The sequence below is a fragment of the Pontibaca methylaminivorans genome (assembly GCF_900156525.1).
Taxonomy (GTDB): Bacteria; Pseudomonadota; Alphaproteobacteria; order Rhodobacterales; family Rhodobacteraceae; genus Pontibaca; species Pontibaca methylaminivorans.
Window position 1 is genome coordinate 176,202 of sequence record NZ_FTPS01000001.1, and the last position, 24,412, is coordinate 200,613.

Sequence of the window (24,412 nt, forward strand, 5' to 3'; positions counted from 1 at the left end):
CCGTCAGCCCTTGTGCCGTGCCGTCCGGCCCCCGCGACGTTTCTGCAGGCGCGGGGCGCGGCCGGGAAGTGCGGACATGATCGCGCGCCGGTCCTCGGGTGCCATCTGGGACCAGCGCGCGATCTCGTCGCCGGTCCGGTAGCAGCCGACGCAGATCTTTTCCGCCGGGTGAATGACGCAGATGCGAACACAGGGCGATTCGATCTCGTCACGGGTCCAGGGCGGGGATGTCGTCATTTGTCTGACCCAATCTGCAGGTGGCGCAGCCGATCCAGCGCACCCTGAAGTATATAGGCGGCCGCCACATGGTCGATGACCTCGGCGCGACGCTTTCGTGACGTATCCGCCTCGAGCAGGGCGCGCTCCGCCGCAACCGTGCTCAGCCGTTCGTCCCAGAAGGCGATCGGCAGATCGGTCAGCCCGGAAAGGTTGCGCGCAAAGGCGCGGGTGGACTGGCAGCGCGGTCCTTCGCTTCCGTCCATGTTGCGCGGCAGCCCGAGGATCAGGCCCGCCACCTCGCGCCCCTGTGCAAGGTCCAGCAGGCGCGCCGCATCACTGGTGAATCTGCGGCGGCGGATGGTTTCGAGCGGGGTCGCGCTGCTCAGCAGCCGGTCGGAGACGGCAACGCCGATGGTCTTGCTGCCAAGATCGAGCCCCATGAGTGCCCGGCCCCCGGGCAGCGTAGCGGCGAAATCCTCGAACCGCTCGCAGATCACGGGGCCGGTTCCGCAAGCCCCGCGGCACGGGCGGCGGCCTCGACCTCGGCCAGTCCGGCCTCGTCATCGGCAAGGGCCGCGCGCGCATCCGCAAGCGCCTGGCCGGCGCGCCCGCTCTCGCCCAGCACCGAAAGCGCACCGATCAGCCGGGCCCATTCCTGCGCCGAGCCGCCCTGATCGGCAAGCCGTTCGGCCAGCCCCTCGACCATGGAGCGCACCATCGCCTGCTGATCCTCGGGGGCGAGTTCGCCGGCCGCCTCGATATCCGCGGCAGAGGGGCCGGGCGCGGCGGTTTCCGGGGGTGGCGAGAAATTGGCGCCCGCCCGCAGCGCGACCTCTTCGATCTGGTCGCGGATGGGGCTGATCCAGGGCGCGTCACGGGGCCCCTCGCGCAGCAGGTCGTTCCAGATGCGGAAGGCGATGTCGGGCCGCCCGGTCTGGGTCAGCATGAGCCCCCAGTAATAGCGCGCCATGGGATTGGCCTCGTTCTCCTCGAGCACCTGCGCGAGCACCGCCTCGGCCTCGGGCGAGACGTAACCGCGCGCCGACTGGATCAGGATGCCGGCGTAATCCAGCCGGTCCTGCTGCGTGGCCTCGTCGCCCTTGAGCCGCAGCACCTGTTCCTGCGCCTTGCGCGCAGCCGCCATGTTGCCGAGCGCCGCCTCGTTGCGCGCAAGCAGCATCTGCCCCCGCAGGTCGTCGGGGCGGCTCGCGACCGCCTCGCGCAGCTTTTCGACCAGATCCATATAGCCCTCCGGGGCAGAGGGCGGCAGCATGTCGGGATCCGAGGGCAGCTTCGCCACCTCGGCCTCGGCCTCCTGTTGCGAGGGGCGGGTTTCGCGCGCGGTCTCGGCCATCGCGATGCGCTGCTTGCGCGACAGGTCGCCATAGCCCGGCGAGCCGAGTTCGCCATAAAGCAGCAGGCTCCCCCCGATCAGCGCGATGCCGACCAGTCCCGCGACGGCATAGGTGAGCGGGCGCGCCGCCGTCACCTCCCGGCCGGTGTCATGGGCGCGGGCATCGGCCGCGAGCAGGCGGCGCGACACCTCGACGCGGATGCGTTCGGCATCTTCGGGCGCAATCACCCCCCGGGCAAGGTCGCGCTCGACCCCTTTCAGCTGGTCGCGGTAGACGCGCATGTCATAGGCGGCGGTCGGGGTGGTGTCGCCGTGGCGGCGCACCAGGACCGCCGCCAGGGTGAGCGCGGTGACCAATGCGATTGCCGCCGTGAGAATCCAGAAAATCATGGCTGCTCCTGCTCGTTGCCTCCCTCTAGCCGCTGGCGGCGACAGAAAAAAGAGACAATGCCGTGATGCCGCCGCCCCCGCCGGGGCAATTCGCCGCGCCCCCGCCGGCGGGCTTTGGCCGGGTGCCGCGGCGGGCCGCGCAGGCATGAGGGGGCGGGTGGATGCGGCGCTTGCGGAACAACTTGGCAGAGAGGTGGTTTGTCAATGGCTTCAGAACGGTCAGCGGCGTCTTGCTCAAAGTTTGCTCGCGACAAGAACAACCCTTGCGCGCCAGCCATGCGCTGGCACGATAAGATATCCAAAATGGAGGACAGACCATGGCAAACCAGAGAAATTCCAATGTCATATGGTGGATAATCGGTGCCATCGTCGTCGTGCTGGTGGTGATATTCTTCATCTTCGGCTCGAGCGGCGAGGCCCCGGTGGACGGCGTGACGGGCGACGAGCCCGCGGTCGAGGCTCCGGCCGACGACGGTATGGGAACCGATGACGGACTGACCGAGCCCGATACCGGGATCGAGCCCGCCCCGGGTGACAACGACACGCTTCCCGACAACGATCAGGACACCGCGCCGCTGGAGTAAAACCGGCGTTTCCGGCAACCGGCGGTGTCGCGCCCCAGGGCGCGGCACCAGCCGCTCCGGGCCTGTCACGGGCGCCGCCGCGGCCCGGATTCGCAGGGCGTGAAATGCCGCCTCGACCCCGGGAAGCGGCAGCCCCGACCTGCCGGCGGCCTTGACCAACCGGCCCGAGCGGGACATCTAGCAGGTATGGTTTCAACAACTTGCTGACAAAGGGAGGCCCTGTAATGGCTTTTGAACTTCCTGATCTACCCTATCCCCATGATGCGCTGGCGTCGCGCGGGATGTCGAAGGAAACGCTCGAATATCACCACGACAAGCACCACAACGCCTATGTGACCAACGGCAACAAGGCGATTGCCGGCACCGAGTGGGACGGCAAGTCGCTCGAAGAGATCATCAAGGGCACCTATGACAAGAACGCGGTGGCCCAGAACGGAATCTTCAACAACATCAGCCAGCTCTGGAACCACAACCAGTTCTGGGAGATGATGTCTCCCGACGACAGCAAGATGCCGGGCGAGCTGGAAAGCCGCATCAAGGATGCCTTCGGCTCGGTCGATGAATTCAAGGACAAGTTCAAGGCCGCCGGCGGCGCGCAGTTCGGATCGGGCTGGGCCTGGCTTGTCGTGGATACCGACGGAACGCTCAAGGTGACCAGCACCGAAAACGGCGTGAACCCGCTCTGCTTCGGACAGACCGCGCTTCTGGGCTGCGATGTGTGGGAGCATTCCTATTATATCGACTACCGCAACGCGCGCCCCGATTACCTGAGCAACTTCCTAGACCGGCTGGTGAACTGGGAAAACGTGGCGGAGCGGCTGGCCAACGCCTGATATCCGCGCCCGCCGTCCCGGCACCGGGATGATGCCGAAAATTCACGCCCCGCCGCAAATGGCGGGGCGTTTTTCATGTGGATTCCCCGCGCGGGGACGTTTGCGCCCCCTTCAGGGCCGGGCTGCGGCTTGACCGGGGCCGGGGCGCTTGCCATCGTGGGGGCGGTGGTCCGGCTCCGGCAGCGGCCATCGCCGGAGCCCACAGAAACGGAGGGCGGCAATGGTGGAACGCGGCGCGCAGGCGGGACGCAGCGCCCTTGTGTGGGGCGCCACGGCGATCCTTGTCCTTGCCGCCCTTCTGGTTGCCGGCCTCGTGCACTGGCAGCGCGGGACCGGGTCGCCGCCGGCGCAGAGCGCGAGCCTTCCCGATGCCGTGCCCGATCTTTCCGAACCGATGCCCGACGATCACGGCGCGGGGGCGGTTTTTTCGACCCCTGCCTTCGATGTGGTGCGAGTCGATCCCGACGGCGGCGCAGTGATCGCCGGCCATGCCGCGCCCGGTGCCCGGGTGACGGTCCTCCTTGACGGCGTGGCGCAGACCGAGATCGAGGCGGACGCGGGCGGTCATTTCGTCGCCATGGTGGATCTGCCCCCCGATCAGGCCCCCCGCGTGCTGAGCCTGAGCGCCGAAAGCGACGGGCAGCAGGTGGTGTCGGACGAGGATATTATCCTCGCTCCAATTGCACCCGGTGCGAGCCCGGATCCCGCGGAGGCCGGGTCGGGAGGGGACGGGACCGAAACCCTGACCGAAGACGATGCGGCGGGCGAGGGCGCCGCTGACATCGCCCTGCTGCGTTCGGACGCGGCAGGGGTCGAGCTGCTCGGGCGCGGCGGCGCAACGGGGCAGGCGGCGGCCACCGAGGGGATCACGCTCGACACCATCACCTATGGCGCCGACGGGGCGGTGCGCCTGCAGGGCCGGGCGCGGCCCGGGGGGCATGTGCGGATCTATCTGGATGATCGCCTCATAGGCGATTCGAGCGGCGAGAACGGAGGCTGGCAGGCGCTGTTGGCCGATGTGCCGCCCGGCGACTATCGGCTGCGGCTCGACGAGCTTTCGGCCGGGGGCGACGTGGTGGGCCGGCTTGAAACCCCGTTCCGCCGCGAAAGCGCCGAGGCGCTTGAACGTGCGCTGCCCGATCCGGCAAGGGCGGGGCCGGTCACGGTGCAGCCCGGCGATACGCTCTGGGCGATCTCGCGCGAACGCTATGGCGAAGGGCTGCTTTATGTCCGCGTGTTCGAGGCCAACCGCGCCGCGATCCGCAATCCCGACCTGATCTATCCGGGGCAGGTGTTCACCCTGCCCGAATGAGCCCTGCACCGCGGTTGCACTCGGGCGCGGCTGCGGGCAAGTTCTGCCCGAACGGGCTGCCGCACCCGCGACCCGGCTCCTGCTGACGAAAGACGAACCGATGCCCCGATCAGAAGGCGAGCGCCGCTCCGGCCTGCGCACGATCCGCCGGGTCGCGCCGTGGCTCTGGCCGCGCGGACAGGGCTGGATCCGGCGCCGCGTGGTCTTGGCGCTTGTGATGCTTGTCGCGGCGAAACTCGTCGCCGTGGGGACGCCTGTGCTTTACAAGGGCGCGGTCGATGCGCTCGCGCAGGAGGGCGTGCCGATGCTGGCGCTCGGCGCGATCGGGCTCACGGTCGCCTATGGGGGCGCGCGGCTTCTGAACGTGGCGTTCCAGCAGTTGCGCGATGCGGTGTTTGCGCCGGTCGGGCAGCGCGCGCTGCGGCAGATCGCGCTCGAGACGTTTTCGCACATCCACCGCCTTTCGCTGGCCTATCACCTCGGGCGCAAGACCGGCGGGCTGTCGCGGATCATCGAACGCGGGGTGAAGGGGGTCGATTTCCTGCTGCGGTTCCTGCTGTTCAGCATCGTGCCCATGATTCTGGAGCTCGGCTTTGTGGCGGTGATCCTCGCCGTGGTGTTCGACTGGCGTTACCTGGCCATCGTCGCCGTCACCATCGCCCTTTACGTCTGGTTCACCTTCCGGGTGACCGAATGGCGCGTGCGCCTGCGCCACGAGATGAACCGGCAGGACACGGATGCGAACCAGAAGGCCATCGACAGCCTGCTGAATTACGAAACCGTCAAGTATTTCGGCGCCGAAGGCCGCGAAGTCGCGCGCTACGACAGCGCCATGGAGGGCTATGAGCGCGCGGCGGTGCGCACGGCAAGCTCGCTCGCTTTTCTGAACACCGGCCAGACCTTCCTGATCACCGCGGGGCTGATCGGGGTGATGATCCTGGCCGCAAGCGGGGTCGAGGCCGGGGTGCTCACGGTCGGCGATTTCGTCATGGTGAATGCCTATATGCTCCAGATCACCGTGCCGCTCGGCCTGCTTGGCACGGTGTATCGCGAAATCCGCCAGAGCCTTGTGGACATGGGGCAGATGTTCGACCTGCTCGAGGAAATGCCGGCGGTCTCGGAGCGCTGGGACGCGCAGCCGCTGCAGGTCAAAGGGGCGGGGATCGAATTCCGCGACGTGCATTTTTCCTATGAGGCGCCCCGCGAGATCCTGCGCGGCATCACGCTTGCGGTTCCGCCGGGCGGCAGCCTCGCCATCGTCGGGGCAAGCGGCTCGGGCAAATCCACCATCGGGCGGCTGCTGTTCCGGTTCTACGACGTGACGCAGGGCGCGGTCCTGATCGACGGGCAGGATATCCGCGACGTGACCCTGACCAGCCTGCGCGCAGCGATCGGCATCGTGCCGCAGGACACGGTGCTGTTCAACGATACCATCGGCTACAACATCGCCTATGGGCGCGAGGATGCGACCCGGGCCGAGATCGAAGCCGTGGCGCGTGCCGCCCGCATCCATGATTTCATCCAAACCCTGCCGGCGGGCTATGACACCATGGTCGGTGAACGCGGGCTGAAGCTTTCAGGCGGCGAGAAACAGCGCGTCGGCATCGCCCGCACCCTGCTCAAGGATCCGCCGATCCTGCTGTTCGACGAGGCCACGAGCGCGCTCGACAGCGGCACCGAATCCGGCATCCGCCGCGCGCTGGCCGAGGCGGGCAGGGGGCGCAGCACCATCACCATCGCGCATCGCCTGTCCACCATCGCCGACGCCGATGAAATCGTGGTGCTGGACCATGGCCGCATTGTCGAGCGGGGCACCCATGAGGCGCTGCTCGCCCGCGCCGGGCATTATGCCGAACTCTGGAACCGTCAGCAGGCCGAGGCCGCCTGACGCTTCGCCTCTGCCGCACCCTGTGTCAGTCGGGAAAGGCCCGCTCGAAGCTGCGCTTCAGCGCAAGATCAAGGTCGGTCATCGTCACCGGCAGGCCGAGATCGACGAGCGAGGTCACCCCGTGGTCGCTGATGCCGCAGGGAACGATGCCGCTGAAATGTTCGAGGTCGGGTTCGACATTGATGGCGATGCCGTGAAAGCTGATCCAGCGGCGCAGGCGGATCCCGATCGCGGCGATCTTGTCCTCGGCCGGCTGCCCGTCGGCGCGCGGCGCACGATCCGGGCGCTCGACCCAGACCCCGACCCGGCCGGCACGGATATGGCCGGTCACGTTGAATTCGGCCAGCGCCGCGATCACCCAGGATTCGAGTGCGGCCACGAAGCCCCGCACATCGCGCCCGCGCCGGTTGAGGTCGAGCATGACATAGACGACCCGCTGGCCGGGGCCGTGATAGGTATATTGCCCGCCGCGCCGCGCCTGATGCACGGGAAAGCGCGCGGGCGCGATCAGGTCGGCCGCCTTCGCGCTGGTCCCGGCGGTATAGAGCGGCGGATGTTCAAGCAGCCAGATGCATTCGGGCGCCTCGCCCGCCGCGATGGTGCCGACGCGCGCCTCCATGAAGGCCAGCGCCGCATCGTAACCGGTCAGGCCGGGGCTCGTGATCCACTCCACCATGAAGCTCTCATAGCGCCGGCGAAGCGACGCGGAAAGGGGGCGCATCAAAGTGGCGTTTTGCCCTTCACAAGCCCGGCCGGCTGGGTTATAGCCCGCGTCATCACGCCTCCGGCAAGTGCGGTCGTGGCGGAACTGGTAGACGCGCAGCGTTGAGGTCGCTGTGGGGTAACACCCGTGGAAGTTCGATTCTTCTCGACCGCACCACTTCTTTCCCTCAATTTCCAGAAAACGCCATATTTTGAAGGGGTTTTGTGCGCTACATGCATAAGCCTTTCCGCCGAAAGGTGGCCTTTATTACACATTTGGGTAACCTGATCGCACATAAATCGCACAGGGGTTACACACGATGGCGTCGGTCAAGCGGCAGGGGAAGGGATGGCGAGCGATGGTCTCGCGCAGGGGCATCCGCAGAACCAAGGTATTCCCGACTCAGCAGGAGGCCAAGGATTGGGCTGCCCGTCAGGAATACCTGATCCTGAATGCCGAGGACGTGCAAGCGGCCATGCCGTTTCGCGAGGTCATGGACAGATATGCGCGCGAGGTTTCACCGATCAAGCGTGGTGCGCGGTGGGAGATGATCCGCCTCGAAGCCCTGTCTCGCGACAAGATCGGTGGGATCGCCATTTCGGAATTGAAACCGGCCGACATTGCCGACTGGCGCGATCGGCGGCTCAAGCAGGTGAAGCCGGCCAGCGTCACGCGCGAGATGCAGCTCATGTCGTCGGTGCTGAATACCGCACGCCGGGAATGGGGCCTGATCGAGAAAAACCCGGTGTCAGATGTAAAGGCACCGCCCAAGGCGCCGCCGCGCGACCGCCTGCCGACTGAGGACGAGCTCGAGCGGCTGGCGCATGCCGCAGGCGAGGATTTGACCAACGCGATAGCTCGGGCCTTCCACGCCTTCCTTTTCGCCATGGAAACCGCCATGCGCGCTGGTGAGATATGCGGTCTGACATGGGATCGAGTTGACTTGAAGCGCCGTGTTGTCCGGCTGATCCACACGAAGAACGGGCATCCGCGCGAAGTGCCCCTGTCCTCCGAGGCCGTCCGGCTGATCGAGGCGCTGCCCGAGGCGGATCCGGTGTTCGGTCTTACGTCGCGCCAGCTGGACGTGCTCTGGCGCAAGGTGCGCGACCGCGCACAGGCGGATGGTCTGAATTTTCATGACAGCCGGGCGGCCGCTATCACTGCCCTGTCAAAGAAGCTCGACATCCTCGAACTGGCCCGAATGGTCGGGCATCGCGATTTGCGCATGTTGCAGGTTTATTACCGCACCCCAGCCGAGGATTTGGCGCGGCGCCTCGATTAGCGCCGCACCTCTCTTGCCATGCCGGAGCCGCGGGCTTCCAGCCGCCCCTGCGCGATCCAGTTGCGCACGGTGCGGGGCATAACCCCCTTTGCTTCGGCATATTCCAGGATCGAAACCCATTCCGACTCCGGCTTGAGCGCTTCAAGGCGCCGCTCGATGCGATCCATCCGCTCAATCATTGCCTCGAATGCCCCCTCGTCAATTGCGAACAGCCTAGTCATGTCCGCTTCCCCCGATCGTGCTTTCGTCGATACTCATCGATTGCAGCGTTGTGTGCGAACAAACCCTCAGGCGGTATGAGGTGCTGATTTTCCTTCGTGACGATGTATCCGGATTTTTCGAACGCATAGATCAGCTCTTCGCGGATCCCTGCCTCACGAGCCGCCTCCACTATCATAGCGGTCACTTTTTCCTCCGACATGGCAACTGGTGTGTCGCAATCCGGGTCAAAGAAGATCGGGTCTTCGCCAGTCGGTTCCCGCCCGAACTTCTGGACAAACTCACCGCGAGCGCTTTCTAGTTCCGCAGCCAGTTCCGGCGATATTGGTATTGAGATAGTCTTTCTCATGTTTTTATGTCCTCCATCTGATAATCCTCCGCCCGCTCGAGCCGCTTTCGGCCGGGCGCGCTGCTGCGGTTCTGTCTCACGCCACCCTCCTGATCTGGTCGGCCGCATGGCGCGACCATTGCTCGGCCGCGGCCGCCATCATCCCGGGGAACGACCGGCTGCGCAGGCGTGCCCGGTCGGGGCCCGGTGGCATGCGGTGGACTGCGTTCCAGCGTTTCCACTCCTCCGATCCGCGCTCGGGCTCGGGCAGGCGGTTGGTCTCGACCAGCTGCGGCAATCCGCGCAGATACCAGCCGGTGTTTTTGTATGCCGGCTCGCCGAACCAGAACGGCTGCACCATGTGCGGCGCGGGCAGGTCGGTCGGCATGCGGTCGCGGGCGAGGTCGTTCATTTCCGGGTTCTCGATCGCGACGCGCTCGATCGGCGCCTCCCAGCAGGTCGTGAACACGGACACGCCGAGCTCAAATTCGGCGCGCATGCAGTCCCAGGTGCGCCCCTTGGGCAGTTGCTTGGGCGGCGTCCATTCTCCGGGGCCGCTCATCCAGCGCCTGCCTGACCTGCAGAGGCGGGTGCACGGCGGGTGCATCACTGCCAGCAGGTCCCATCCCTCGAGCAGGATGCCGTCACGCACGTCGCAGATGATGTGGCGGTTGCTGCCGTCCTCGGCCGGGTCGAGGTCGCAGGACCAGACATCGTGTCCCAGCGCCGCGAATGCGCGCCGGGCGATGCCACTGGTCTCACAGGCGACAAGCACGCGGAGGGCGGTCACGGCCTCAATCCCTCCGCGCTGGGGCCGTGAGAATGACCGCAACTATGACGAGCGTCACGAGGACGTAAAACGCGCGGCCATCCAAACCCCAATTCAATGCGTTAAGGTCCGCCGCGACAAATCCGGCGACGAGATACCAGGCGAAGGGAGCCAGCAGTGCTGCGATGATGCGATTACTCACGCCTCGCCCTCCGTAAAAAACAGGGCTCCGCAGACGGGCTCGATGATTTCAAACCCGTCTGGCAGAAATCTGCGAAAATGTTCGATCAGTGCCGTCTCGACCTCGTGGGACGCCGCGTCGGCTGGCATGACCACGGTTCCGCCGAGGAATGGATCGAGGCCGGGATACCGGGCTTTTGCGCACCAAGGGCGGTTGGCGTTTCTCACGCCCCGCCCTCCGGGTTGAGCGCGGCGCGGGCGGGATTGGCAGCGAAGTCTCGCTTGCGGAGCCTTTCCTGAACAGGATGATCAAACGGGTATTCCTGCCGAATGTAGCCGTCTATCTCCAACTCGCATTCTTTCAGCGCCTCCCGCAGCCTCTCGATCTCCCGTCCGTCGCGCTCGATCTGGTCGGCGGCCGCCTCGGGCAGGCTGCTTTCCTCGCCGTGCCCCTCATAAAGCGGCACACCCCGCAGTCGTGCCACCAGATCACCCCGGTCAGTCATGGTTGGCCTCCGGGTTGAGTGCGGCGCGGACATCGAGCAGCTTATAGATCTCGTCCCACCCGCCCAGAGCGTCCAATCCGTCCTCAGCGCTTCCCGTGTCGAAAACGAGATTTCGTGCGAGCAGCACTCGAAGCCGCTCGATCTCCATTCGCGCGGCGTTGAGGGCGTCCAACGCAGCCGCTAGCGTGGCTTTCAGGTCAGGAGCGCCGGCGATCAGCCGTATATTTTCACGTCCCCCGTCGCCGTGAGCGCGCGTCACTTCGGTGGTGACCAGCACATCGAAGTTCTCGCTCCATATCTCCTGATAATAATTCGTGCAGCGATGCCCCACGCTGTCACAATCGCGGACCTGCCACGGCCCCGGCGTGTGCCCCTCCAGTGCAGCCAGCTTTCCCCGCTCTTTCGCGGTGTCGATGCGGTCAGTCATTGCACTCTCCCGGCATCGGTCGGCTCGTGATAGCGCCCCTCGACCCGCGCAAGGTATTCGCGCAGCATGGCAATCATGTCCTCGCGCTCACCGTTGCTGATGTAGTTGACGCGGCCGTCTTCGATCTTGCCGAACTCGGCAACGAGCAGGACAAAGCCGATCTTGCGCTCGCGCCCGGCTTTACGCTGGCCGTTCAGGGCCTCGTCCACCTGACGCGCGAGGCGGTTCATGCCGTCGCGGTATTTTTTCTGGATTGGGTCAGTCATCGGCCTGTTCCTCCTGCAGCGACATGGCCGCGTCGAGCAGGTCGCGCGCGAATGCCGCCGCCCGATCCGCCGTCATGGTGATCACCGCGCGCTCATCCGCGACCGTATCGACCGCGCGGATGCAGATGCGGCTGTCCGAGCCGTTTGCAAAAACCGCAAACTGCGCGGTGTCGCCGTCCCGGCCGGGGTATTTCGGCTGTGTTTCCCAGATGCTCATTGGTCGATCTCCTTTTCGGTTGGCAGGGCACTGATCTTCCGGCCCTCGCAGTGAGCGCAGCGCACCCCGTCAAGGATGCGCGCGAGGTCGGCCATCGCGAGCGGCAGGAATGCGGCGACCCATGCGTGGCCGCAGTCGTCGCACTCGACAAAGAGCGGCCTGCGGGCGGCGCTGCGGGCCGGGGCTTTGGGTTTGGCGGACATCAGAAACGCACCGCGATGCGCGCCGTCAGGCGGTCGCTGTCCCCGAACCGGGCGTATTCGGTGCCGACGATCCAGCGGTTGGTCAGGCCGTAGTCGATCCCGACGCCATAGAGCGCCTCGCCGCTCTCGAACTCCCAGCCGGCGGTGGCGAACGGCAGCACGCGACCGAGCGCCCAGCCGGCTTGCGCCTTGGCCTCGATCTGGTCGGTTTCGGCCCGGTGCCACGCGGCCTCCGCGCCCAGCACGACGCCGGTGCCGAACTGGTGCCGGTATCCGGCGAACAGGCCCCGTGTCGCGTGCGAGCTGCGCGCGGTCTCGCTGCCGGCCGCACCCTCTCCGACAACCGGGAACGCCCGGTAATCCTCGGAGTTGTCGATCCCGAGGATATAGCTGCACCCCATGGTGGAGATGTTGCCGCCGCCGTAATCGACCTCATAGAGCCGCCACGGGTCATCGCCGCAGCCATTCGCATGCACGTCCTCGATCAGGTCGTATTTGGTATAGGGGTGCGCCTCGCGTGTGTGCCTGGTCCGCGTGGTGCCGGCGCTGATGCCGGCATAGGGGCCGGTCCAACTGTAGGGTGCCGTCACCTGCATCGGCGGCAGCACCACCGGCTGCGGGGGCAGGGCATCCAGACTGGCGGCAACAGCAGGTGCAGCGAGCAGCGCGAGGGCGGCGGGGGTGAGCGGGAGCTTACGCATTGCTCACTCCTCCGCCACGCTTTTGGCTTCGGCCATCAGCACGCCATTCCAGTTCTCGACAATCTCGATTGCGTTTTCCTCGGCCTCCTGCTCGTCACGCGCCCACACGTTGATTTCGCGTTCCATTTCGTATCTGACAGTGACGACGTATCTGGTTCGGCTCATGCTCACTCCTTTCACGATTTGGGTGCCCCGAGGCTCTGACGGGCTATGTCTGCCTCGGGGCGGTCTGGTAGCGGGTCCGGCCCATGCCGGGCTGTCCCCACAGATCACCTTTCACGTTCGCCCCTGATCGCCGGGGTCGCGTCGAGCAGGATCGCTCGGGGATAAGGCGCAGCGCCTCATGCCGGAGCGGTCCGGGGACAGACCGGGGGCAGCGGAATGATCGGTTGCTGCCCCCAGCCATCCGGCACGTCATTGCGCCGGACGTCGGGCCGAAAGGGCGGCGGGGCTTTGTGTGGGACGGCCCCGCCGCAAGTGCCGCGCGGTTGGCGGATAGGACGCCGCGCGGATAGGCAGATGAGGCGGGCGCGGGGAGAGGGGAGGAAACACGCGCCCGCCACCGGCATCAGGGGGTGCCGGATGCGGTAATCACCCCGCGGCCAGCGGTAAGCAGGGCAGGGGTGATGTGTCTCATGGGGTGCGCTCCAGAATATGCGCCAGCGCGTCCTGCGTGGCGGCTACAAAGTCGGTGTCAGGTCCATACGCTTCGACCCACGCCGACCGGTCTCGGTGGATTGCCAGTTTTGTCGTGTCCCACTGGCCTTGATGATGCCCCTCGCAAAGCGGGATGGCGGATGTGTCCGGCGTCTTGCGCTGCCCGTAGCGGCCGCAGATCACGTGATGAGCAGCGGTCGGCGTCGCTTGCTGCATTCCCCATCCGGCGCATATGCAGCAGGGTAGGGACCGAACCGCGGCCAGATAGTCCGGTCTGGGCTCGGGGCGGGGCGGCTTGAGGCCGAGAGGGGCGCGGGCAAAGGTCATGCCGCCCTCGCCTCGTCAGACCAGCGCACGCCGTGGCGGTCGCCGTAGGCCTGGATGAAGGTAATCAGGTCCGCCATTCGCGCCTTGGACAGCCGCGACGTGCGAAAGCCTGCCGGGAACGGTGGCGAGCCCTCGATGCCGGGCTGCCAGATGATTTCGTGCCCCAGCGCCGACATGAACGCAGCTTTCCAAAGCTCGGGCGACATGTGCCGCCCTTCGGGCTTGGCGCGGGCGATGTCGGACAGCAGCGCCCACATCAGCGCATTCTGGTCCAGCGTCCGTGTGCCTTCCTTGACCGTCACCACCGCGTCGATGGGCGCGGCATCAATGATGGCCTTTGCCAGTCGGCGCTGCACATCGCCGCGTATAATCACCGTCTGCGCCATCAGACTCGCCACTCGGCGGCAAAGGGAATGTCATCCTGGAAGTCCGGCCCGCCGCCCGGCGCTTGCGCGTCGTAGCCAGCGCGGTTTGCATCGCTCATGCGGTCGCGGGCGCTGGACTGGTCGCGATTGCCGCCACCTAGCAGCGTCACCTGATCGGCGCGCACGGTCAGATAAGTGCGGCCATTATGCTCTCGGGTGGACAGGTCGCCAGAGACTGCAACCGCAGTGCCTTTGGTCAGGTATTGCGCCAGCGCCTCGCCGCGACGGCCCCACAGAGAGACCTCGAACCAGACGGTGCGCTTGTCTTGCCCCCGGCCGTCATCGACGGCGACCGAGAACCCCGCCACCTTGTCGCCCTGTTGCGTGGTGCGCAGGACGGCATCCTTACCCAGCCTGCCCGTGATGGTGATCTGTTTCATGCTGGATTTCTCCATATCTTATAGTTGACAACCTCGCCGATGGTGGACGGCGAAACTTGGAAGGCTTGCGCAATCAGGTGTTTTTTGACCCCGCGCGAATGCATTTCTCTTATTGCCTCGACCTTTCCCCAATTGAGCTTTTTATTTCCATTCCGCTCACCCGTGGTGTCCGGACGGAACATCCTGCCTTTCGCAACGGCATCTTTGAGGTTGTCGGATTGCGTCCCGATCCAAAGGTGGCGCGGGTTCACGCAAAGCCTGTTGTCGCAAGAGTGGCAAACGACATACCCGTCTGGAATGTCGCCAATGAACATTTGGAACGAAATCCTGTGTGACAGCTCGTGGCGGTCGTTGAAGGAAAATCGACCATAACCATTGGTGTTGACCATCCCTGCCCATTCCCAGCAGGAGTCTTTGCTATCCCGCACTGGGCAGAGAGACAGGAAACGCTCGATGACAAATGGGTCACCCAGGTCAGCCATCAGAATGCCTCGCGCTCTGTCCAGACGCGGACGCCCTTGATGGCGCGCGCCTTGAAATTCCGTCGCACGTAGTCCTCGATGAAGGCGGTCACCGCGTCCCGGTCGCTCGCCGCAATATCGTGCAGCGCGGCGCGGTGGTCCTCGATCTCGTAGCGCGTGACGGTCCGCATGCCCTTCACGGTGTCACGCTGGGCGGCCTGCGCTGCTTTCTCGGCGTCGATAACGGCCTGCGCTTTGGCTGCGGCCTCTCGCTGTGCCTCAAGGTCATCCGCTGCGGCTAGTCGTGCGGCTTCCTCGGCCTCGCGCCTCGCGGCCTCTGCGGCTTCCCATGCAGCCCGGCGCTCAGCCTCCTTCTTCGCGGCCAGCTTGCGCTTGTAGCCATCCACCACAGCGACAAGACCCGCTTCGATGCGTTTGGCGTCGTCAATCGTCGGCTTCCAGCGAGCGCCCTCCGCCTTGTATGCGTCATAGAGCGGTGCGGTGGCGGACTTCTGGCCGCGCTCCAGGTCGAGACGCCATTCGCGGGCATCTTTACGGATGCGATCCACTGCCTGCATGGTCGGCTCGTCATCGACTGTCGCGGCGCCATCCAGCCAGTGCTCCGCCTCTATCCTCACGGCCTCATGGGCCGCGCAGATTTCGTCGATGAGATCGGGCGGGGTGTTTCCGCCGATCACGGCGCGAGGGTTCATGTCGTCCATGGTCGGCCTCTCAATATGGAATTTCGTCGTCAGCAAGGACGGAGCCCGACAGTGCGGCCTTGCGTGCATCCTTGGCGTTGGTCACAGAGATACAGGCCCTCACGTTGCCGGGGAGCGCCTCCCAGATCGCTTGCAGACGGTCCAACGTGTCGGCCTTGGCCAGACTGTCGCGGGCGACATCGACATCGACGGGGCCCTGCTGCCGATCAGCCTGCGGGCGGGCCTGCCTCACGGGCGGTGCCTTTGCGGCCTCGTTTCCGTCATCGTCCTCGGGAGCTACGCCGGACAGGCTCTCAAGCCCGATGCGCTTGGCATAGGTGGTGGCGGATTTCATGCCCTGCATGTTTTTCCGGTCCACCAATAGCGGCACATCGCAATGCACTCGCGTTTCGCTGGCGCCGTGGACGAACTCCGTGCGCATCCGATCCACGTTGTCCCCGGCCATATAGTGCAGGACGGCAACGCCATGGCGAGCAAGCACAGGGATCACCACCGCAGCTACATCGGCGAGATCGGCGTAGCGGCTCTTGAATGCTGGGTTCACGGATCCCTTTGCGACGGTCCCGAACTCCATCTGCGCGGCCGCTAAGGCGCAGTAAATGTTCTGGTGGACGCTCATACCTTCACGCTTTCCGGTTTCGCTGCTCACGCCGCATCCTCCAGCGTCGCCCATTCCTCGACCTCATCGGCCAGCGCGAGGATTGCGCGGCGCAGGCGAGGGGGCAGGTCAGACGGGTCGTAGGCCTCACCGAGGATGGTCAGGCTTGCGATGCTCGGGCCGTCACTGTCCGGCTCGAACCAGACGGGTGAGCGCGGAACGCCGTAGTCGACCCGAGTGAGGCCGGTCTCGAACTCGACGTGGATTTCTCCGCCGGCGAATGTTGCTGTGCCGCGCATGTCAGGCCCTCCTGTCATAAATGCGGTTGGTGGCGACGATCGCGCAGACGGCTGCCGTGGCGCCGGCCAGGAACATCGTCGTTCCGGCGAGCCACATCGGGGCGTAGCAGGCCATGGCCCATTGGGCGGCGATGACGCCGGCGAGAGCAGGGATGCCGACGGCGTTGACCGCGATCAGCGAGAAGATCAGTTCGTTGCGGGTCATGCTGCGCTCCAGTGCTCGAGCGGGCCGTTTCCGGCGCCGTAGGGGTCGAGGTTTTCGGGGTCGCGGGGATGGATCCGGGGCTCGCCGGCCTCCATGGCGCGGGCAGCCCGAGCCCCGGCCTCGAGGGCTTCGCAGACAGCGGTGAGGCGCTCGCAGTCCTCGTCGGTCGCGCGGTGCAGCGGGACGCCGAACGCGAGTTCGTAGCAGTCGCTCATGTCACCGATTGCCGCGTCTGCGCGGGCCATCAGTTCGAGGTATCTGCGGGTTGACGGGGTGCCGAGGTTTGTGCCGCGCAGGGTCATGACAGCACCCCCGCGACGATCCACAGCAAACCGACCAGCGCCGCGCCGCCGAGGGCAGCGCCGAGGATCAGCACCAGCACCACCGCGCCGAGCTCGCCGTTGTAGTCCTCCATCCAGCGGGCGCGCTCGAAATCGTCGGGCATCATGACAGCACCGCCGCGGCCAGCAGGCCGCCCCAGAGCGTTGCGAACAGGGCCGCGGTGCCGATCAGATCGGCGGCGAAGGCCAGGGGTCGGGCGGCGTAGAAGCGCAGGGCGCGGGTAATCTCAAACATGTCTCTCTCCACTCTCTGCCCCAGAGCGTCACCCGGCGATCAGGCCGGGGTTGTCGTGGGGATGTGGAGTAAGGTATAGGATAATAAACCTACGTCAAGATAAAAATAGGATTAAAAACCTGCCGACCGCTTCCCCTCCCCGATTCGCCGTGCTATGGAGAGGGGGCTGTCACCTAGCGAACCGCGATGGATCGCGGGCTTACCGACACCGGGACGCGACCCCGAAGGGGGCTGCGGGATCGATCCCCGCCACTAGGTGGCAGCGCAGTAAAAGCCCGCAGAGAGGGCGGGGTAGCGGGGCGTTAGGGCTTGTCGAATCGCGGTGGGGGCAGTTGGGTGGTGGCCAATGCATAAAGGAATTCCCATGGCCTTCCCAAAGCCCCCAGAAAACAAAAGCGCCATTCGACGTGCGGGTGAGGCGGTCGCGGAGGGGCAAGCAACGGATGATGATCTTATGCTGCTCGACCGCTGGCGGGGCGCACATGGGTTCGCACTTAACACATTTCAGGCAAGTCTTAGGAGGCGGATTGGCGCATTCTCGGGGCCTGTAGACTTCGTGCAAAGGCTCAAGCGGAGGAATACCGTCTTTGATAAGTTGAGGCGAAAGCGCGAAGATGGCGTTACGCCGCTCGTTAAGGACGTTACGGCGATGAATGATTTCGCGGGGTGCAGGCTTATCTTTGCCTCCGTAGATGATCTTAACGCTTTCCGGTCTCAAATGCACGCTGGGTTTGCTGAGCATCAGCTCCGCAACGAGCCCGATAAATATGATTATATTGAGAATCCGAAAGGAACCGGATATCGTGGCATACACGACGTGTATTCACATAGGCCACGGAGCCACCGTCGGGGCGATACATCAAATCAGCCATGGCAAAATTTGCGTGTGGAAATACAGTACCGCACTCGCGCCCAAAACAGCTGGGCAACAGCGGTAGAGCTGGCGGACATCATGGACCGGGAGCGCACGAAGTTCGGGCATGGTGAGGGGGATCGCGGCCTATTTTTCAGGATAGCAAGCGAGATCATTGCAAGGCAGCATGAGGGCTTAACCCGCGCCTGGCCGGAGAAAAGCCTTGCTCAGCTTCGGGCCGAGCTTGCAGAGCTTGAGTCGGAATTGGCGATTGTTAACAGGCTCACTGCGCTTAGGGCACATGATGGCAGTGACCACTTGGGACGGCACAACGTGTTTAATATCGTCCGCGATGAATGCGACCCTAGCGGTTTCAGATTGGAGATCAGTGTATTTAAGGATCCGTTGGTTGCACTGGAGGCCGCGAACGAGGCGGAATCTTCCTTGGATAGCATTAACGCTGTGTACGTTCGAGCAGATAATCCCGCCCAGCTTCGTGCTGCGTATAAAAACTATTTTGGGGATTCTGTCAGTTTTGTGGAATTGCTTCGCCCGCCAAACTAGGGCGACAGTCCCTCCCCCCGCCTGATCGCGTCCGCCACCGCCCGGGCCAGCCCGGCTCAGTCGTTGTCGTCCGCCTGCACCGCCAAGGCGTCCAGCATCCTCGCCGCGCCATAGTCGCCTTGCCGGTCGCGCTCGGCTGCTGCCATGCGAAGCCAGTCGTCCATCTCAGCCGGAGCGATGGCGCCGGGGTTCTCGACCGCGAAGCATAGCGGCCGGAACAGGTGATCCAGAGCCGCTTCCAGCTGCTCAGGCTCGCGCGGGGTGTTCTCGAATCGTTCTCGATGCGCCATAGTGCTCGCATGTGGACACGCAGACGATCATTCCCGGGCGAGGTCGAGAACGACTGGTGCGTCTATCGCGACGGACAGCTGGTCGGACGGGTGTACATGTTGACCCGCTACCTGCCGCGCAGTGAGGTGTGGGGCTGGTTCAAACAGGTGCCCCCGGGCACGAGCGGTGACGCGGAGACGCTGGACGAGGCGCTCAACGCACTAAGAGATGCGATCCTGGCCGCAGACGAGGAAAAAGCCCGCCGGTTAGGGCAGGGCTTGCGGTGAGGTTGGGGGAGGCCGAAGCCTCCCCCGCCACCGGTCTGAGTGATGAGAACCAATTGGGGATTGGGGATGAAGGCACTCAGGCCAGCTTGGGTGCTGAAGGCAATCAGATGATCTGTCGGTTGGCACCCACAGACACCCTGCCCGGCAGAATGATTCTTGTCTAGTCGCTTGGGGGAAATAAAAAGCCCGCCGGTTAGGGCGGGCTGAGTGTAGATATGAGGTCCAGCTTCCCGCAGGTTGCCCCGATCATCGAGCCGTTGTGGAGGTGCAGATGATCAGGGCAACCCGCGCCAGGAAGCGTAGCGGGCGGCAATCAGGAAACCGCCACGCCCATGCTGCACATCTTGCTGAGTCGAGTCCACAGCTTTCGGATGAGAGTGAGGATCTGCGAGCGGCAGCGGGGAGAAGGAGAAGTCGCCACCGCTCGCGCGCAGCTTGTCGCATGCGGTAGTGGGATAGTCCACTGGCCCGGCTGCACGTGACGGCTCGGCCGGCCGGGCCGTCTAAGGCGTGGGTTTCGCGCGCAAAATCCGGCGAGTGGCGGCTCGATCTGGGCGGAAAATAATGCCGATTCTCAAGGTGCTTGTCATCTCATGCCACGACAGTAGAATCGTTTAAAAATCCCAATCAACCCGCGCAACCATCTAGCGGTAAATCTCCGAGGTATAACATGCGCAGTGATCTTCTCTTGGCGCCACAGCCCACGACAAAGCGGATTGCAGACCTAGATGGGCCTGACTTTTATCCAACGCCAGCTTGGGCAACATATGCATTGATAGACAATGAGGACTTCACAGGAGTCACATGGGAATGTGCTTGTGGTGATGGAGCGATGTCTAAAGTGCTTGCAGAGGCGTCGACGGTCGAGAGTTCTGATCTTTACGACCGCGGATATGGTGAGTCGGGAGTCGATTTCCTGAACGCTGATCGGAAGGCGAAAAATATCGTTACTAACCCCCCGTTTCATAGTGCAGAAGGTTTTGTTTCCTCTTGTATCGATAAGGCAGATCAGAAATTTGCCCTTTTGTTAAGACTTGCCTTCTTGGAGGGAGGCGCGCGGTATCGGGGCATATTCTCACGAATTGCACCTAGCAGAGTCTGGGTTTTTAGCGAAAGAATCACTTTCTATCCAAGAAATGCCGAAAGAAAGGGCTCTGGCACCACCGCATATGCATGGTTCGTCTGGGACAGGGACCATATGGGAGCGACCGAGCTTAAATGGTTCGCTCCTGGGTACAAGAAACAGTATGGCGGCTAGGGGTTACTATCGCGCACCGCTGCGCGACCCTTGGCGGTGATCGTCCAGCCCTCATCATCAGCGTTATACTCAGCTAATCCAGAGGCTTGCAGGCCGCAGCCATCATCACGATGGGAGACTAGGTTTCTTACTTTCTGCGAGAAGAATGTGTCTCCGCGGCCCTCGATTATTTCGGCGTCTCGTCCTTGGGGCTTCATGATTTTAGTAAGAGTCTCGATAAGTTGAGTGGTGGTCAGCTTTCCTCCAGGTGCTGTTGACAACGCTTTCAGCGCTTGCTCTCTTATCTGTTTTTCAGTGTATAGCATAACATACCTCTGCGACTCGACTCAAATTAAGATTAGGGCATGCTGTTCTATGTGAGTCCAGATGAATTGTGTTTTGCACGGTATAATAAAATAACGTCGGGCGTCCTGACTGGTTAGGATCTTCTAGCGTACATTGAGTGAGTCGAAGATTTGATGCAGGCGGCGAATACCCATTTTATTACAATTCAACCCTGACCTTCTCCGCCGCCGCGCGCAGCACGCTGGCGACGGCGGGGTGCGCGATCTCGGCCTGCTCCTCGTAGATCTCCGCGAGCACGGCACGGCCGCCCAGGTGGTCGAACATCTTCGGCGGTATGTCGGTCAGCAGCTCCAGGGCAAATGCCCGTAGTGCCTCGGCCTCGGTCTGTTCCGGCATGGCAATGATTTCCGATTACTAGTTACTATCCGCAGCGGCTTTGAGCGTTGTAAACGCATGCCACGGAGACGGTGGAAAAGAAGAGCCCCGCCGAAGCGGGGCAAGTTTACGTCTTTCGATTGGAGCGGGTCCGTCGGATCAGAACTTGTAGGAGATCCGCGCGGTAATCGTGGTGATATCGGTGTCGAGACCATCGACGCCAAGGAAGTCGACGCCGCTGTGGTAGAGGGCTTCAACACCACCGATCCAGTTCTCGGTGAACTTGTGCTTGTAGCCGATGCCGGCCAGCCAGCCGTTGTCAGTGTCGTCGAAGGAGTCAATGCCGTTGGATATGCTGGTCTCGGCGCGGAAGGCACCAACGGTACCATAGAGCAGGCCATCGCCAAGGTCATAACCGACCAGCGCCTTGGCGCGGGCGATATTGTCGATCTTGGCATCGATGCTGCCAAACTCGATGTCAGTAAAGCTGTCCTTCATGTCGGCCCAGTCGTAGTCGAGCTCACCGCCGACAACCCACTGGCCGAGGTCATAAAGGTAACCGACGTGGACACCGCCAAGAGCCCCATCGGGTTCCAGGTCGAAATTGTCGATGTCCGAGGTGCCGTAGCCGGCCTGGGCACCGAGGTAGAAGCCGGTCCAGTCAGAGATCGGCTGCACTTGGACGGGCTGCGCGATAACCGGCTCGACAATCGGTTCTTGAAGGTTGCCAGCAAACGCGGGGCCTGCCGCAATCAGTGCTGCTGTAGAAGCGGTAAGAAGGGAACGTTTAAGCATACAAGTTCTCCACTTTTCATGATGTTGCGTCGGATCAGTCCGACGAAAGGTAACGTAGAAGACGATTGCATCAGTGGTTGAGTCGCGCAATCTATCCGAGCATATTCACTCCACCTGTGGCGGAACTGCCCCAGTGCGCCATCTCGCCATGCGGGAGGTGCATCGACTAGTCGGTGAACCGCGATGGTGAGGGGGTCATCCCCGCCCCAAGTCGGAGAGAACACGGTGCCCGCGCTCGGTCATGCAACGGTCAATGATTCGCCGCGGCCCGCCGTGCGCGAGGTCGCCACCAGATGCCGCTCCTGAAGTTGCGCCAGCGGCAGCGCCGTACGCCGCTCCATATCCCGTGTAGCTATGATCAACGGCTCGGCCAATAAGAGCCCCGCCGACCGCCCCCACGAGCAGCCCGGCAAGCATCTGCTGCTGCTGGCGCTTTTGATAGTCGGCCTCGGCAGCTTTCCCAATTTGGTAGCAATGGGCCAAGTCGGCTTCGTACCGTGGTGCAGCCGCTGCGCTAGGATCTGTGACGGGGCGATAATCTTCTAGTTTCTGGCAGCCTGAAAGGGCGGCGGCCAACGCCGAGGCGAAGATAACCGTTTTTTTCATTGGGTGTCCCTCAAGGTGGAATATTGCGCCCGGCCTCGGCGGACTGTCCCGTCCTTGAAGACATAATTCCACTATTCCGAGCGCGAATGCAACCTGAAGTAGTCACCCAATCTTGACCGACTCACCCCCGCCTCCCTAACGTGAACAAAGTGAGAACAGAGGGGGTGGCGAAGGTGGACGCGAGGCTCATGATTTTGCAAATGCTCAGAGAAATCACTTCCCTTCCTCAGGGCGCTGATCGCGAAGGCCTCGTGCGGCGCTTAGCAGAAGACGGCGCTCTTCCGCGGTTAGCTGCTCAAGATGAAAGAGTATTTCAGACATTACGGGGTCCCGGCTCTGAGCCAGAAAGCTCTCAACCGTCTCACCGAGGGCTCGACATATCTTGATAGCCGTGTCGATCCGCGGGCTCCGCCGATGCTTGATCATCTGCCGAATGGTGCTGTTGTCCAGCCCGGCCTTCACGGCCAAACCAGCTTCCGTAAGTTCTGGATCGGCCGCAATTCTATCGGCCAAGATGTCTACGAACTCTTTGTTTGGCATGGGATAATTGTCCGACGGGCAGCGTCTGCCGGCAATCGGATTAAAAACCGTTGACCGCATAGGATTAAAAACCTATCTTCTCGTTCATGGAAGAGCTCATGAACGAAATCAAAGCCTATGCACAGGCGCGAGGTATCAAGCCAGCGACTGTTCTGCAGAACGCAGCTGCCCTCAGCGGAAATACCTGGGACAGATGGGCGCGTAACGGCGCTGCATGCACGGTCATAACCGCTGAGCGCATCCGAAAGTACATGTCGGAGCATCCGCCCCAACAGCAAGAGGGCGCGTCGCCATGAGCGCTGCGCCCTCCTGTCCCTCTGTTGCCACTGTTGATCACCCACGGATCAACAACAGCACAGGAACCAATTGCATGTCTCCCGGAAAGTTTTCCCCGAAGCGGAAGGCTCTGTCCTACCGCCAGCATTTCGCTGCCGCCTGGTCAGCGTTCATCCGCGCGAACTTCGACAGCCCCGAGCACGCCGCAGTCGTGTTCGGCGTTGAACCGAGACGTTGTCGAGACCGAGTTGATGGTCAGCGTCTATGCGAGCCGCCTGTCCGAGTATCCCGCTGATGTGGTGCGGCATGCCCTCATTCGGAAAACGTGGCAGTGGTTTCCCACATGGAGCGAACTTGAACGCGTCTGCGAAACCCTGGCTGGCCCGCGCCGCCACATGCTCGCGGCCCTGGAAGCACCGGCGCCAGACCCGGAACCCAGCCGCCGACCAGCCACTCCAGAAGAGCGCGCCCGCATTCAGACTTTGGTCGATGAGATGTTCCCTCTGCGGCCGCGCGCCGAACGGGAGCTCGCCGTCGATATCGCGCTGCAAGGGAACTGCATGAGGGCGACAGGAACATGACCAGAGCACGCACCAAGGGCCAGAAGATCGCCGACAAGCGCAGGCAGCGGGAACAGGCGACGCAACTGCCGGAGATCGCGCCGGTGCCGCGGCGGGCGGCGCAAGGAAGCAGACGGATGAACCAGATCAAGCGTGAGACGGTCGACGATATTCCGACCCTGCAGGCACGATGCCGGCAGGCTGGCCTGACGCCGACGGCTGAGGCCATTCGAGACGCGAAAGCCCCATGGCGCGGGTGCAGCGCTGGTGTCGCGATGTCGCGGGTCGTGACGGACGAAGCAGAGCGAGCCGATCTGTGGGACGCGATACAGCACATGCGGCGCACGCAGATGGCCCATGACGTAGCCATCGGCGCACCACGTCGGCACGCGCAGTGCCTACGGCTCCTGGTCCCGCTGGAAGCACTGGAGGCCGATGCGGAAACCCCTCCGCTCGATCTGCGGACCGATGAGGAAAAACAGCGACAGGCGACATCAGCACTCATGGCGATAGAGGGATGGCTTGCTTACGCCAGCCCCCATGCCGCATCCATCTGCAAGCGCACCGTCATAGACGACGAGCGCTGCCCGGATGCGCACGTGTTGGTCGAGGCACTGCGCTGTGTGGTCGACGGCATCAAAGGCCGCAAGATCGTGTATCGAGGCGCTTGACAGATGCCGGGGAATAAAACAGTATTCTGCAAAGCGCGGCG

43 protein-coding genes and 1 tRNA gene are annotated in these 24,412 nt (G+C 63.7%); 11 read left to right on the forward strand and 33 right to left on the reverse strand.

The annotated features are described in order from the left end of the window. Positions 1-3: 3 nt before the first annotated feature. From B0B01_RS00800 to ccmI, 3 genes are read right to left on the reverse strand one after another with little or no spacing between them, the layout of a single operon-like run. Positions 4-237, reverse strand: coding sequence for a DUF1289 domain-containing protein (locus tag B0B01_RS00800; protein ID WP_076646398.1), 234 nt, complete (start codon positions 235-237; stop codon positions 4-6). Continuing rightward, on the reverse strand, positions 234-716 hold the full coding sequence (gene ruvX, locus B0B01_RS00805; RefSeq protein ID WP_076646400.1) for a Holliday junction resolvase RuvX: 483 nt from the start codon (positions 714-716) through the stop codon (positions 234-236). The genes B0B01_RS00800 and ruvX overlap by 4 nt, the downstream gene beginning before the upstream one ends. Continuing rightward, entirely contained in the window at positions 713-1,963 is a 1,251-nt protein-coding gene (ccmI, locus tag B0B01_RS00810) for a c-type cytochrome biogenesis protein CcmI (protein ID WP_076646402.1), read from the reverse strand. Before ccmI ends, ruvX begins: the two co-directional genes overlap by 4 nt. A 317-nt stretch (positions 1,964-2,280) precedes the next feature. Between ccmI and B0B01_RS00815 the strand changes: the two genes are divergently transcribed. The 4 genes from B0B01_RS00815 (at position 2,281) to B0B01_RS00830 (ending at position 6,580) form a co-directional block, all read left to right on the forward strand. Next, positions 2,281-2,547: a hypothetical protein gene (locus tag B0B01_RS00815; RefSeq protein WP_076646404.1), complete on the forward strand. Its 267-nt coding sequence runs from the start codon at positions 2,281-2,283 to the stop codon at positions 2,545-2,547. 224 nt (positions 2,548-2,771) lie between these two features. Next, entirely contained in the window at positions 2,772-3,380 is a 609-nt protein-coding gene (locus tag B0B01_RS00820; RefSeq protein WP_076646406.1) for a superoxide dismutase, read from the forward strand. A 220-nt stretch (positions 3,381-3,600) separates the two neighbouring features. Further along, complete coding sequence (locus B0B01_RS00825; RefSeq protein ID WP_076646408.1) at positions 3,601-4,692, forward strand: LysM peptidoglycan-binding domain-containing protein; 1,092 nt, start codon at positions 3,601-3,603, stop codon at positions 4,690-4,692. 100 nt (positions 4,693-4,792) lie between these two features. Continuing rightward, entirely contained in the window at positions 4,793-6,580 is a 1,788-nt protein-coding gene (locus B0B01_RS00830; protein ID WP_076646410.1) for an ABCB family ABC transporter ATP-binding protein/permease, read from the forward strand. Between the two features lie 25 nt (positions 6,581-6,605). On the opposite strand, the gene lipB is transcribed toward B0B01_RS00830, so the two are convergent. Next, entirely contained in the window at positions 6,606-7,301 is a 696-nt protein-coding gene (gene lipB, locus B0B01_RS00835) for a lipoyl(octanoyl) transferase LipB (RefSeq protein ID WP_076646412.1), read from the reverse strand. A gap of 72 nt (positions 7,302-7,373) precedes the next feature. Here lipB and B0B01_RS00840 point away from each other — a divergent pair. Together B0B01_RS00840 and B0B01_RS00845 are read left to right on the forward strand one after the other, a co-directional pair. Further along, positions 7,374-7,460, forward strand: a tRNA-Leu gene (locus B0B01_RS00840). A gap of 142 nt (positions 7,461-7,602) precedes the next feature. Then, a complete protein-coding gene (locus tag B0B01_RS00845; protein WP_076646414.1) occupies positions 7,603-8,565 on the forward strand; it encodes a tyrosine-type recombinase/integrase in 963 nt (320 codons plus the stop codon). On the opposite strand, the gene B0B01_RS12975 is transcribed toward B0B01_RS00845, so the two are convergent. The 23 genes from B0B01_RS12975 to B0B01_RS13495 form a co-directional block, all read right to left on the reverse strand. Then, positions 8,562-8,786 (reverse strand): hypothetical protein, encoded by a 225-nt coding sequence (locus B0B01_RS12975; RefSeq protein WP_143732989.1) that lies wholly within the window; start codon positions 8,784-8,786, stop codon positions 8,562-8,564. The two genes, B0B01_RS00845 and B0B01_RS12975, sit on opposite strands and share 4 nt — an antisense overlap. Then, a complete protein-coding gene (locus B0B01_RS00850) occupies positions 8,783-9,133 on the reverse strand; it encodes a hypothetical protein (protein ID WP_076646416.1) in 351 nt (116 codons plus the stop codon). The genes B0B01_RS12975 and B0B01_RS00850 overlap by 4 nt, the downstream gene beginning before the upstream one ends. A gap of 76 nt (positions 9,134-9,209) precedes the next feature. After that, positions 9,210-9,902, reverse strand: a complete 693-nt coding sequence (locus tag B0B01_RS00855) for a hypothetical protein (RefSeq protein ID WP_076646418.1) — start codon at positions 9,900-9,902, stop codon at positions 9,210-9,212. Between the two features lie 4 nt (positions 9,903-9,906). Then, entirely contained in the window at positions 9,907-10,083 is a 177-nt protein-coding gene (locus B0B01_RS13130; RefSeq protein ID WP_159438942.1) for a hypothetical protein, read from the reverse strand. Then, a complete protein-coding gene (locus B0B01_RS12980; protein ID WP_143732990.1) occupies positions 10,080-10,289 on the reverse strand; it encodes a hypothetical protein in 210 nt (69 codons plus the stop codon). The genes B0B01_RS13130 and B0B01_RS12980 overlap by 4 nt, the downstream gene beginning before the upstream one ends. After that, positions 10,286-10,567: a hypothetical protein gene (locus B0B01_RS00860; protein ID WP_076646420.1), complete on the reverse strand. Its 282-nt coding sequence runs from the start codon at positions 10,565-10,567 to the stop codon at positions 10,286-10,288. The genes B0B01_RS12980 and B0B01_RS00860 overlap by 4 nt, the downstream gene beginning before the upstream one ends. After that, positions 10,560-10,994: a hypothetical protein gene (locus B0B01_RS00865; RefSeq protein WP_076646422.1), complete on the reverse strand. Its 435-nt coding sequence runs from the start codon at positions 10,992-10,994 to the stop codon at positions 10,560-10,562. Before B0B01_RS00865 ends, B0B01_RS00860 begins: the two co-directional genes overlap by 8 nt. After that, complete coding sequence (locus B0B01_RS00870; protein WP_076646424.1) at positions 10,991-11,260, reverse strand: hypothetical protein; 270 nt, start codon at positions 11,258-11,260, stop codon at positions 10,991-10,993. The genes B0B01_RS00865 and B0B01_RS00870 overlap by 4 nt, the downstream gene beginning before the upstream one ends. After that, positions 11,253-11,477 carry a hypothetical protein gene (locus tag B0B01_RS00875; protein ID WP_076646426.1) on the reverse strand — a complete coding sequence of 75 codons (225 nt, stop codon included), beginning with the start codon at positions 11,475-11,477 and terminating at the stop codon, positions 11,253-11,255. The genes B0B01_RS00870 and B0B01_RS00875 overlap by 8 nt, the downstream gene beginning before the upstream one ends. Then, on the reverse strand, positions 11,474-11,680 hold the full coding sequence (locus tag B0B01_RS00880; protein WP_076646428.1) for a hypothetical protein: 207 nt from the start codon (positions 11,678-11,680) through the stop codon (positions 11,474-11,476). Before B0B01_RS00880 ends, B0B01_RS00875 begins: the two co-directional genes overlap by 4 nt. Beyond that, a complete protein-coding gene (locus B0B01_RS00885; protein ID WP_076646430.1) occupies positions 11,680-12,381 on the reverse strand; it encodes an outer membrane protein in 702 nt (233 codons plus the stop codon). Before B0B01_RS00885 ends, B0B01_RS00880 begins: the two co-directional genes overlap by 1 nt. A 3-nt stretch (positions 12,382-12,384) precedes the next feature. Continuing rightward, positions 12,385-12,546: a hypothetical protein gene (locus B0B01_RS13335; protein ID WP_234967670.1), complete on the reverse strand. Its 162-nt coding sequence runs from the start codon at positions 12,544-12,546 to the stop codon at positions 12,385-12,387. A gap of 468 nt (positions 12,547-13,014) precedes the next feature. Next, entirely contained in the window at positions 13,015-13,365 is a 351-nt protein-coding gene (locus B0B01_RS00890; protein WP_076646432.1) for a DUF968 domain-containing protein, read from the reverse strand. After that, on the reverse strand, positions 13,362-13,751 hold the full coding sequence (locus tag B0B01_RS00895; protein ID WP_083945962.1) for a recombination protein NinB: 390 nt from the start codon (positions 13,749-13,751) through the stop codon (positions 13,362-13,364). Before B0B01_RS00895 ends, B0B01_RS00890 begins: the two co-directional genes overlap by 4 nt. Then, on the reverse strand, positions 13,751-14,170 hold the full coding sequence (locus B0B01_RS00900) for a single-stranded DNA-binding protein (RefSeq protein WP_076646434.1): 420 nt from the start codon (positions 14,168-14,170) through the stop codon (positions 13,751-13,753). The genes B0B01_RS00895 and B0B01_RS00900 overlap by 1 nt, the downstream gene beginning before the upstream one ends. Next, positions 14,167-14,652, reverse strand: coding sequence for an HNH endonuclease (locus B0B01_RS00905; RefSeq protein WP_076646436.1), 486 nt, complete (start codon positions 14,650-14,652; stop codon positions 14,167-14,169). Before B0B01_RS00905 ends, B0B01_RS00900 begins: the two co-directional genes overlap by 4 nt. Beyond that, the gene (locus B0B01_RS00910; RefSeq protein ID WP_076646438.1) at positions 14,652-15,353 is read right to left on the reverse strand and encodes a hypothetical protein; all 702 of its coding nucleotides are present in this window, start codon (positions 15,351-15,353) and stop codon (positions 14,652-14,654) included. Before B0B01_RS00910 ends, B0B01_RS00905 begins: the two co-directional genes overlap by 1 nt. Positions 15,354-15,363: 10 nt before the next feature. Further along, the gene (locus B0B01_RS00915) at positions 15,364-16,002 is read right to left on the reverse strand and encodes an ERF family protein (protein WP_159438943.1); all 639 of its coding nucleotides are present in this window, start codon (positions 16,000-16,002) and stop codon (positions 15,364-15,366) included. Further along, complete coding sequence (locus B0B01_RS00920) at positions 15,999-16,250, reverse strand: hypothetical protein (protein WP_076646442.1); 252 nt, start codon at positions 16,248-16,250, stop codon at positions 15,999-16,001. Before B0B01_RS00920 ends, B0B01_RS00915 begins: the two co-directional genes overlap by 4 nt. Before the next feature lies 1 nt (position 16,251). Beyond that, positions 16,252-16,455 (reverse strand): hypothetical protein, encoded by a 204-nt coding sequence (locus tag B0B01_RS00925; protein WP_076646444.1) that lies wholly within the window; start codon positions 16,453-16,455, stop codon positions 16,252-16,254. Continuing rightward, the gene (locus B0B01_RS00930) at positions 16,452-16,700 is read right to left on the reverse strand and encodes a hypothetical protein (RefSeq protein WP_143732991.1); all 249 of its coding nucleotides are present in this window, start codon (positions 16,698-16,700) and stop codon (positions 16,452-16,454) included. The genes B0B01_RS00925 and B0B01_RS00930 overlap by 4 nt, the downstream gene beginning before the upstream one ends. A gap of 53 nt (positions 16,701-16,753) precedes the next feature. Further along, positions 16,754-16,903: a hypothetical protein gene (locus B0B01_RS13135; RefSeq protein ID WP_159438944.1), complete on the reverse strand. Its 150-nt coding sequence runs from the start codon at positions 16,901-16,903 to the stop codon at positions 16,754-16,756. After that, the gene (locus tag B0B01_RS13495) at positions 16,900-17,031 is read right to left on the reverse strand and encodes a hypothetical protein (protein ID WP_268802035.1); all 132 of its coding nucleotides are present in this window, start codon (positions 17,029-17,031) and stop codon (positions 16,900-16,902) included. Before B0B01_RS13495 ends, B0B01_RS13135 begins: the two co-directional genes overlap by 4 nt. Before the next feature lie 364 nt (positions 17,032-17,395). On the opposite strand from B0B01_RS13495, the gene B0B01_RS00935 reads away from it, so the two are divergent. Continuing rightward, a complete protein-coding gene (locus B0B01_RS00935) occupies positions 17,396-18,448 on the forward strand; it encodes a RelA/SpoT domain-containing protein (protein WP_076646448.1) in 1,053 nt (350 codons plus the stop codon). A gap of 56 nt (positions 18,449-18,504) precedes the next feature. Here the strand turns inward: B0B01_RS00935 and B0B01_RS00940 are convergent, their stop codons facing one another. Next, positions 18,505-18,738 carry a hypothetical protein gene (locus tag B0B01_RS00940; RefSeq protein WP_076646450.1) on the reverse strand — a complete coding sequence of 78 codons (234 nt, stop codon included), beginning with the start codon at positions 18,736-18,738 and terminating at the stop codon, positions 18,505-18,507. On the opposite strand from B0B01_RS00940, the gene B0B01_RS00945 reads away from it, so the two are divergent. Next, positions 18,730-19,005, forward strand: coding sequence for a hypothetical protein (locus tag B0B01_RS00945; RefSeq protein ID WP_143732992.1), 276 nt, complete (start codon positions 18,730-18,732; stop codon positions 19,003-19,005). The two genes, B0B01_RS00940 and B0B01_RS00945, sit on opposite strands and share 9 nt — an antisense overlap. Positions 19,006-19,675: 670 nt before the next feature. Next, positions 19,676-20,263, forward strand: a complete 588-nt coding sequence (locus tag B0B01_RS00950) for a hypothetical protein (RefSeq protein WP_076646454.1) — start codon at positions 19,676-19,678, stop codon at positions 20,261-20,263. Here B0B01_RS00950 and B0B01_RS12985 read toward each other — a convergent pair. From B0B01_RS12985 to B0B01_RS13570, 5 genes are all read right to left on the reverse strand, one after another. Continuing rightward, on the reverse strand, positions 20,260-20,568 hold the full coding sequence (locus B0B01_RS12985; protein ID WP_076646456.1) for a hypothetical protein: 309 nt from the start codon (positions 20,566-20,568) through the stop codon (positions 20,260-20,262). The two genes, B0B01_RS00950 and B0B01_RS12985, sit on opposite strands and share 4 nt — an antisense overlap. A 178-nt stretch (positions 20,569-20,746) precedes the next feature. Beyond that, positions 20,747-20,944 carry a hypothetical protein gene (locus B0B01_RS00960; protein WP_076646457.1) on the reverse strand — a complete coding sequence of 66 codons (198 nt, stop codon included), beginning with the start codon at positions 20,942-20,944 and terminating at the stop codon, positions 20,747-20,749. A 138-nt stretch (positions 20,945-21,082) separates the two neighbouring features. Continuing rightward, positions 21,083-21,718: an outer membrane protein gene (locus B0B01_RS00965; RefSeq protein WP_076646459.1), complete on the reverse strand. Its 636-nt coding sequence runs from the start codon at positions 21,716-21,718 to the stop codon at positions 21,083-21,085. Between the two features lie 195 nt (positions 21,719-21,913). Next, positions 21,914-22,324 (reverse strand): YMGG-like glycine zipper-containing protein, encoded by a 411-nt coding sequence (locus tag B0B01_RS00970; protein WP_076646461.1) that lies wholly within the window; start codon positions 22,322-22,324, stop codon positions 21,914-21,916. Positions 22,325-22,537: 213 nt separating this feature from the next. Then, positions 22,538-22,924 (reverse strand): helix-turn-helix transcriptional regulator, encoded by a 387-nt coding sequence (locus B0B01_RS13570; protein ID WP_083945970.1) that lies wholly within the window; start codon positions 22,922-22,924, stop codon positions 22,538-22,540. Between the two features lie 467 nt (positions 22,925-23,391). Between B0B01_RS13570 and B0B01_RS00985 the strand changes: the two genes are divergently transcribed. Continuing rightward, positions 23,392-23,721 (forward strand): hypothetical protein, encoded by a 330-nt coding sequence (locus B0B01_RS00985; RefSeq protein WP_076646467.1) that lies wholly within the window; start codon positions 23,392-23,394, stop codon positions 23,719-23,721. After that, a complete protein-coding gene (locus B0B01_RS00990) occupies positions 23,718-24,371 on the forward strand; it encodes a hypothetical protein (RefSeq protein ID WP_076646469.1) in 654 nt (217 codons plus the stop codon). Before B0B01_RS00985 ends, B0B01_RS00990 begins: the two co-directional genes overlap by 4 nt. Positions 24,372-24,412: the final 41 nt, after the last annotated feature.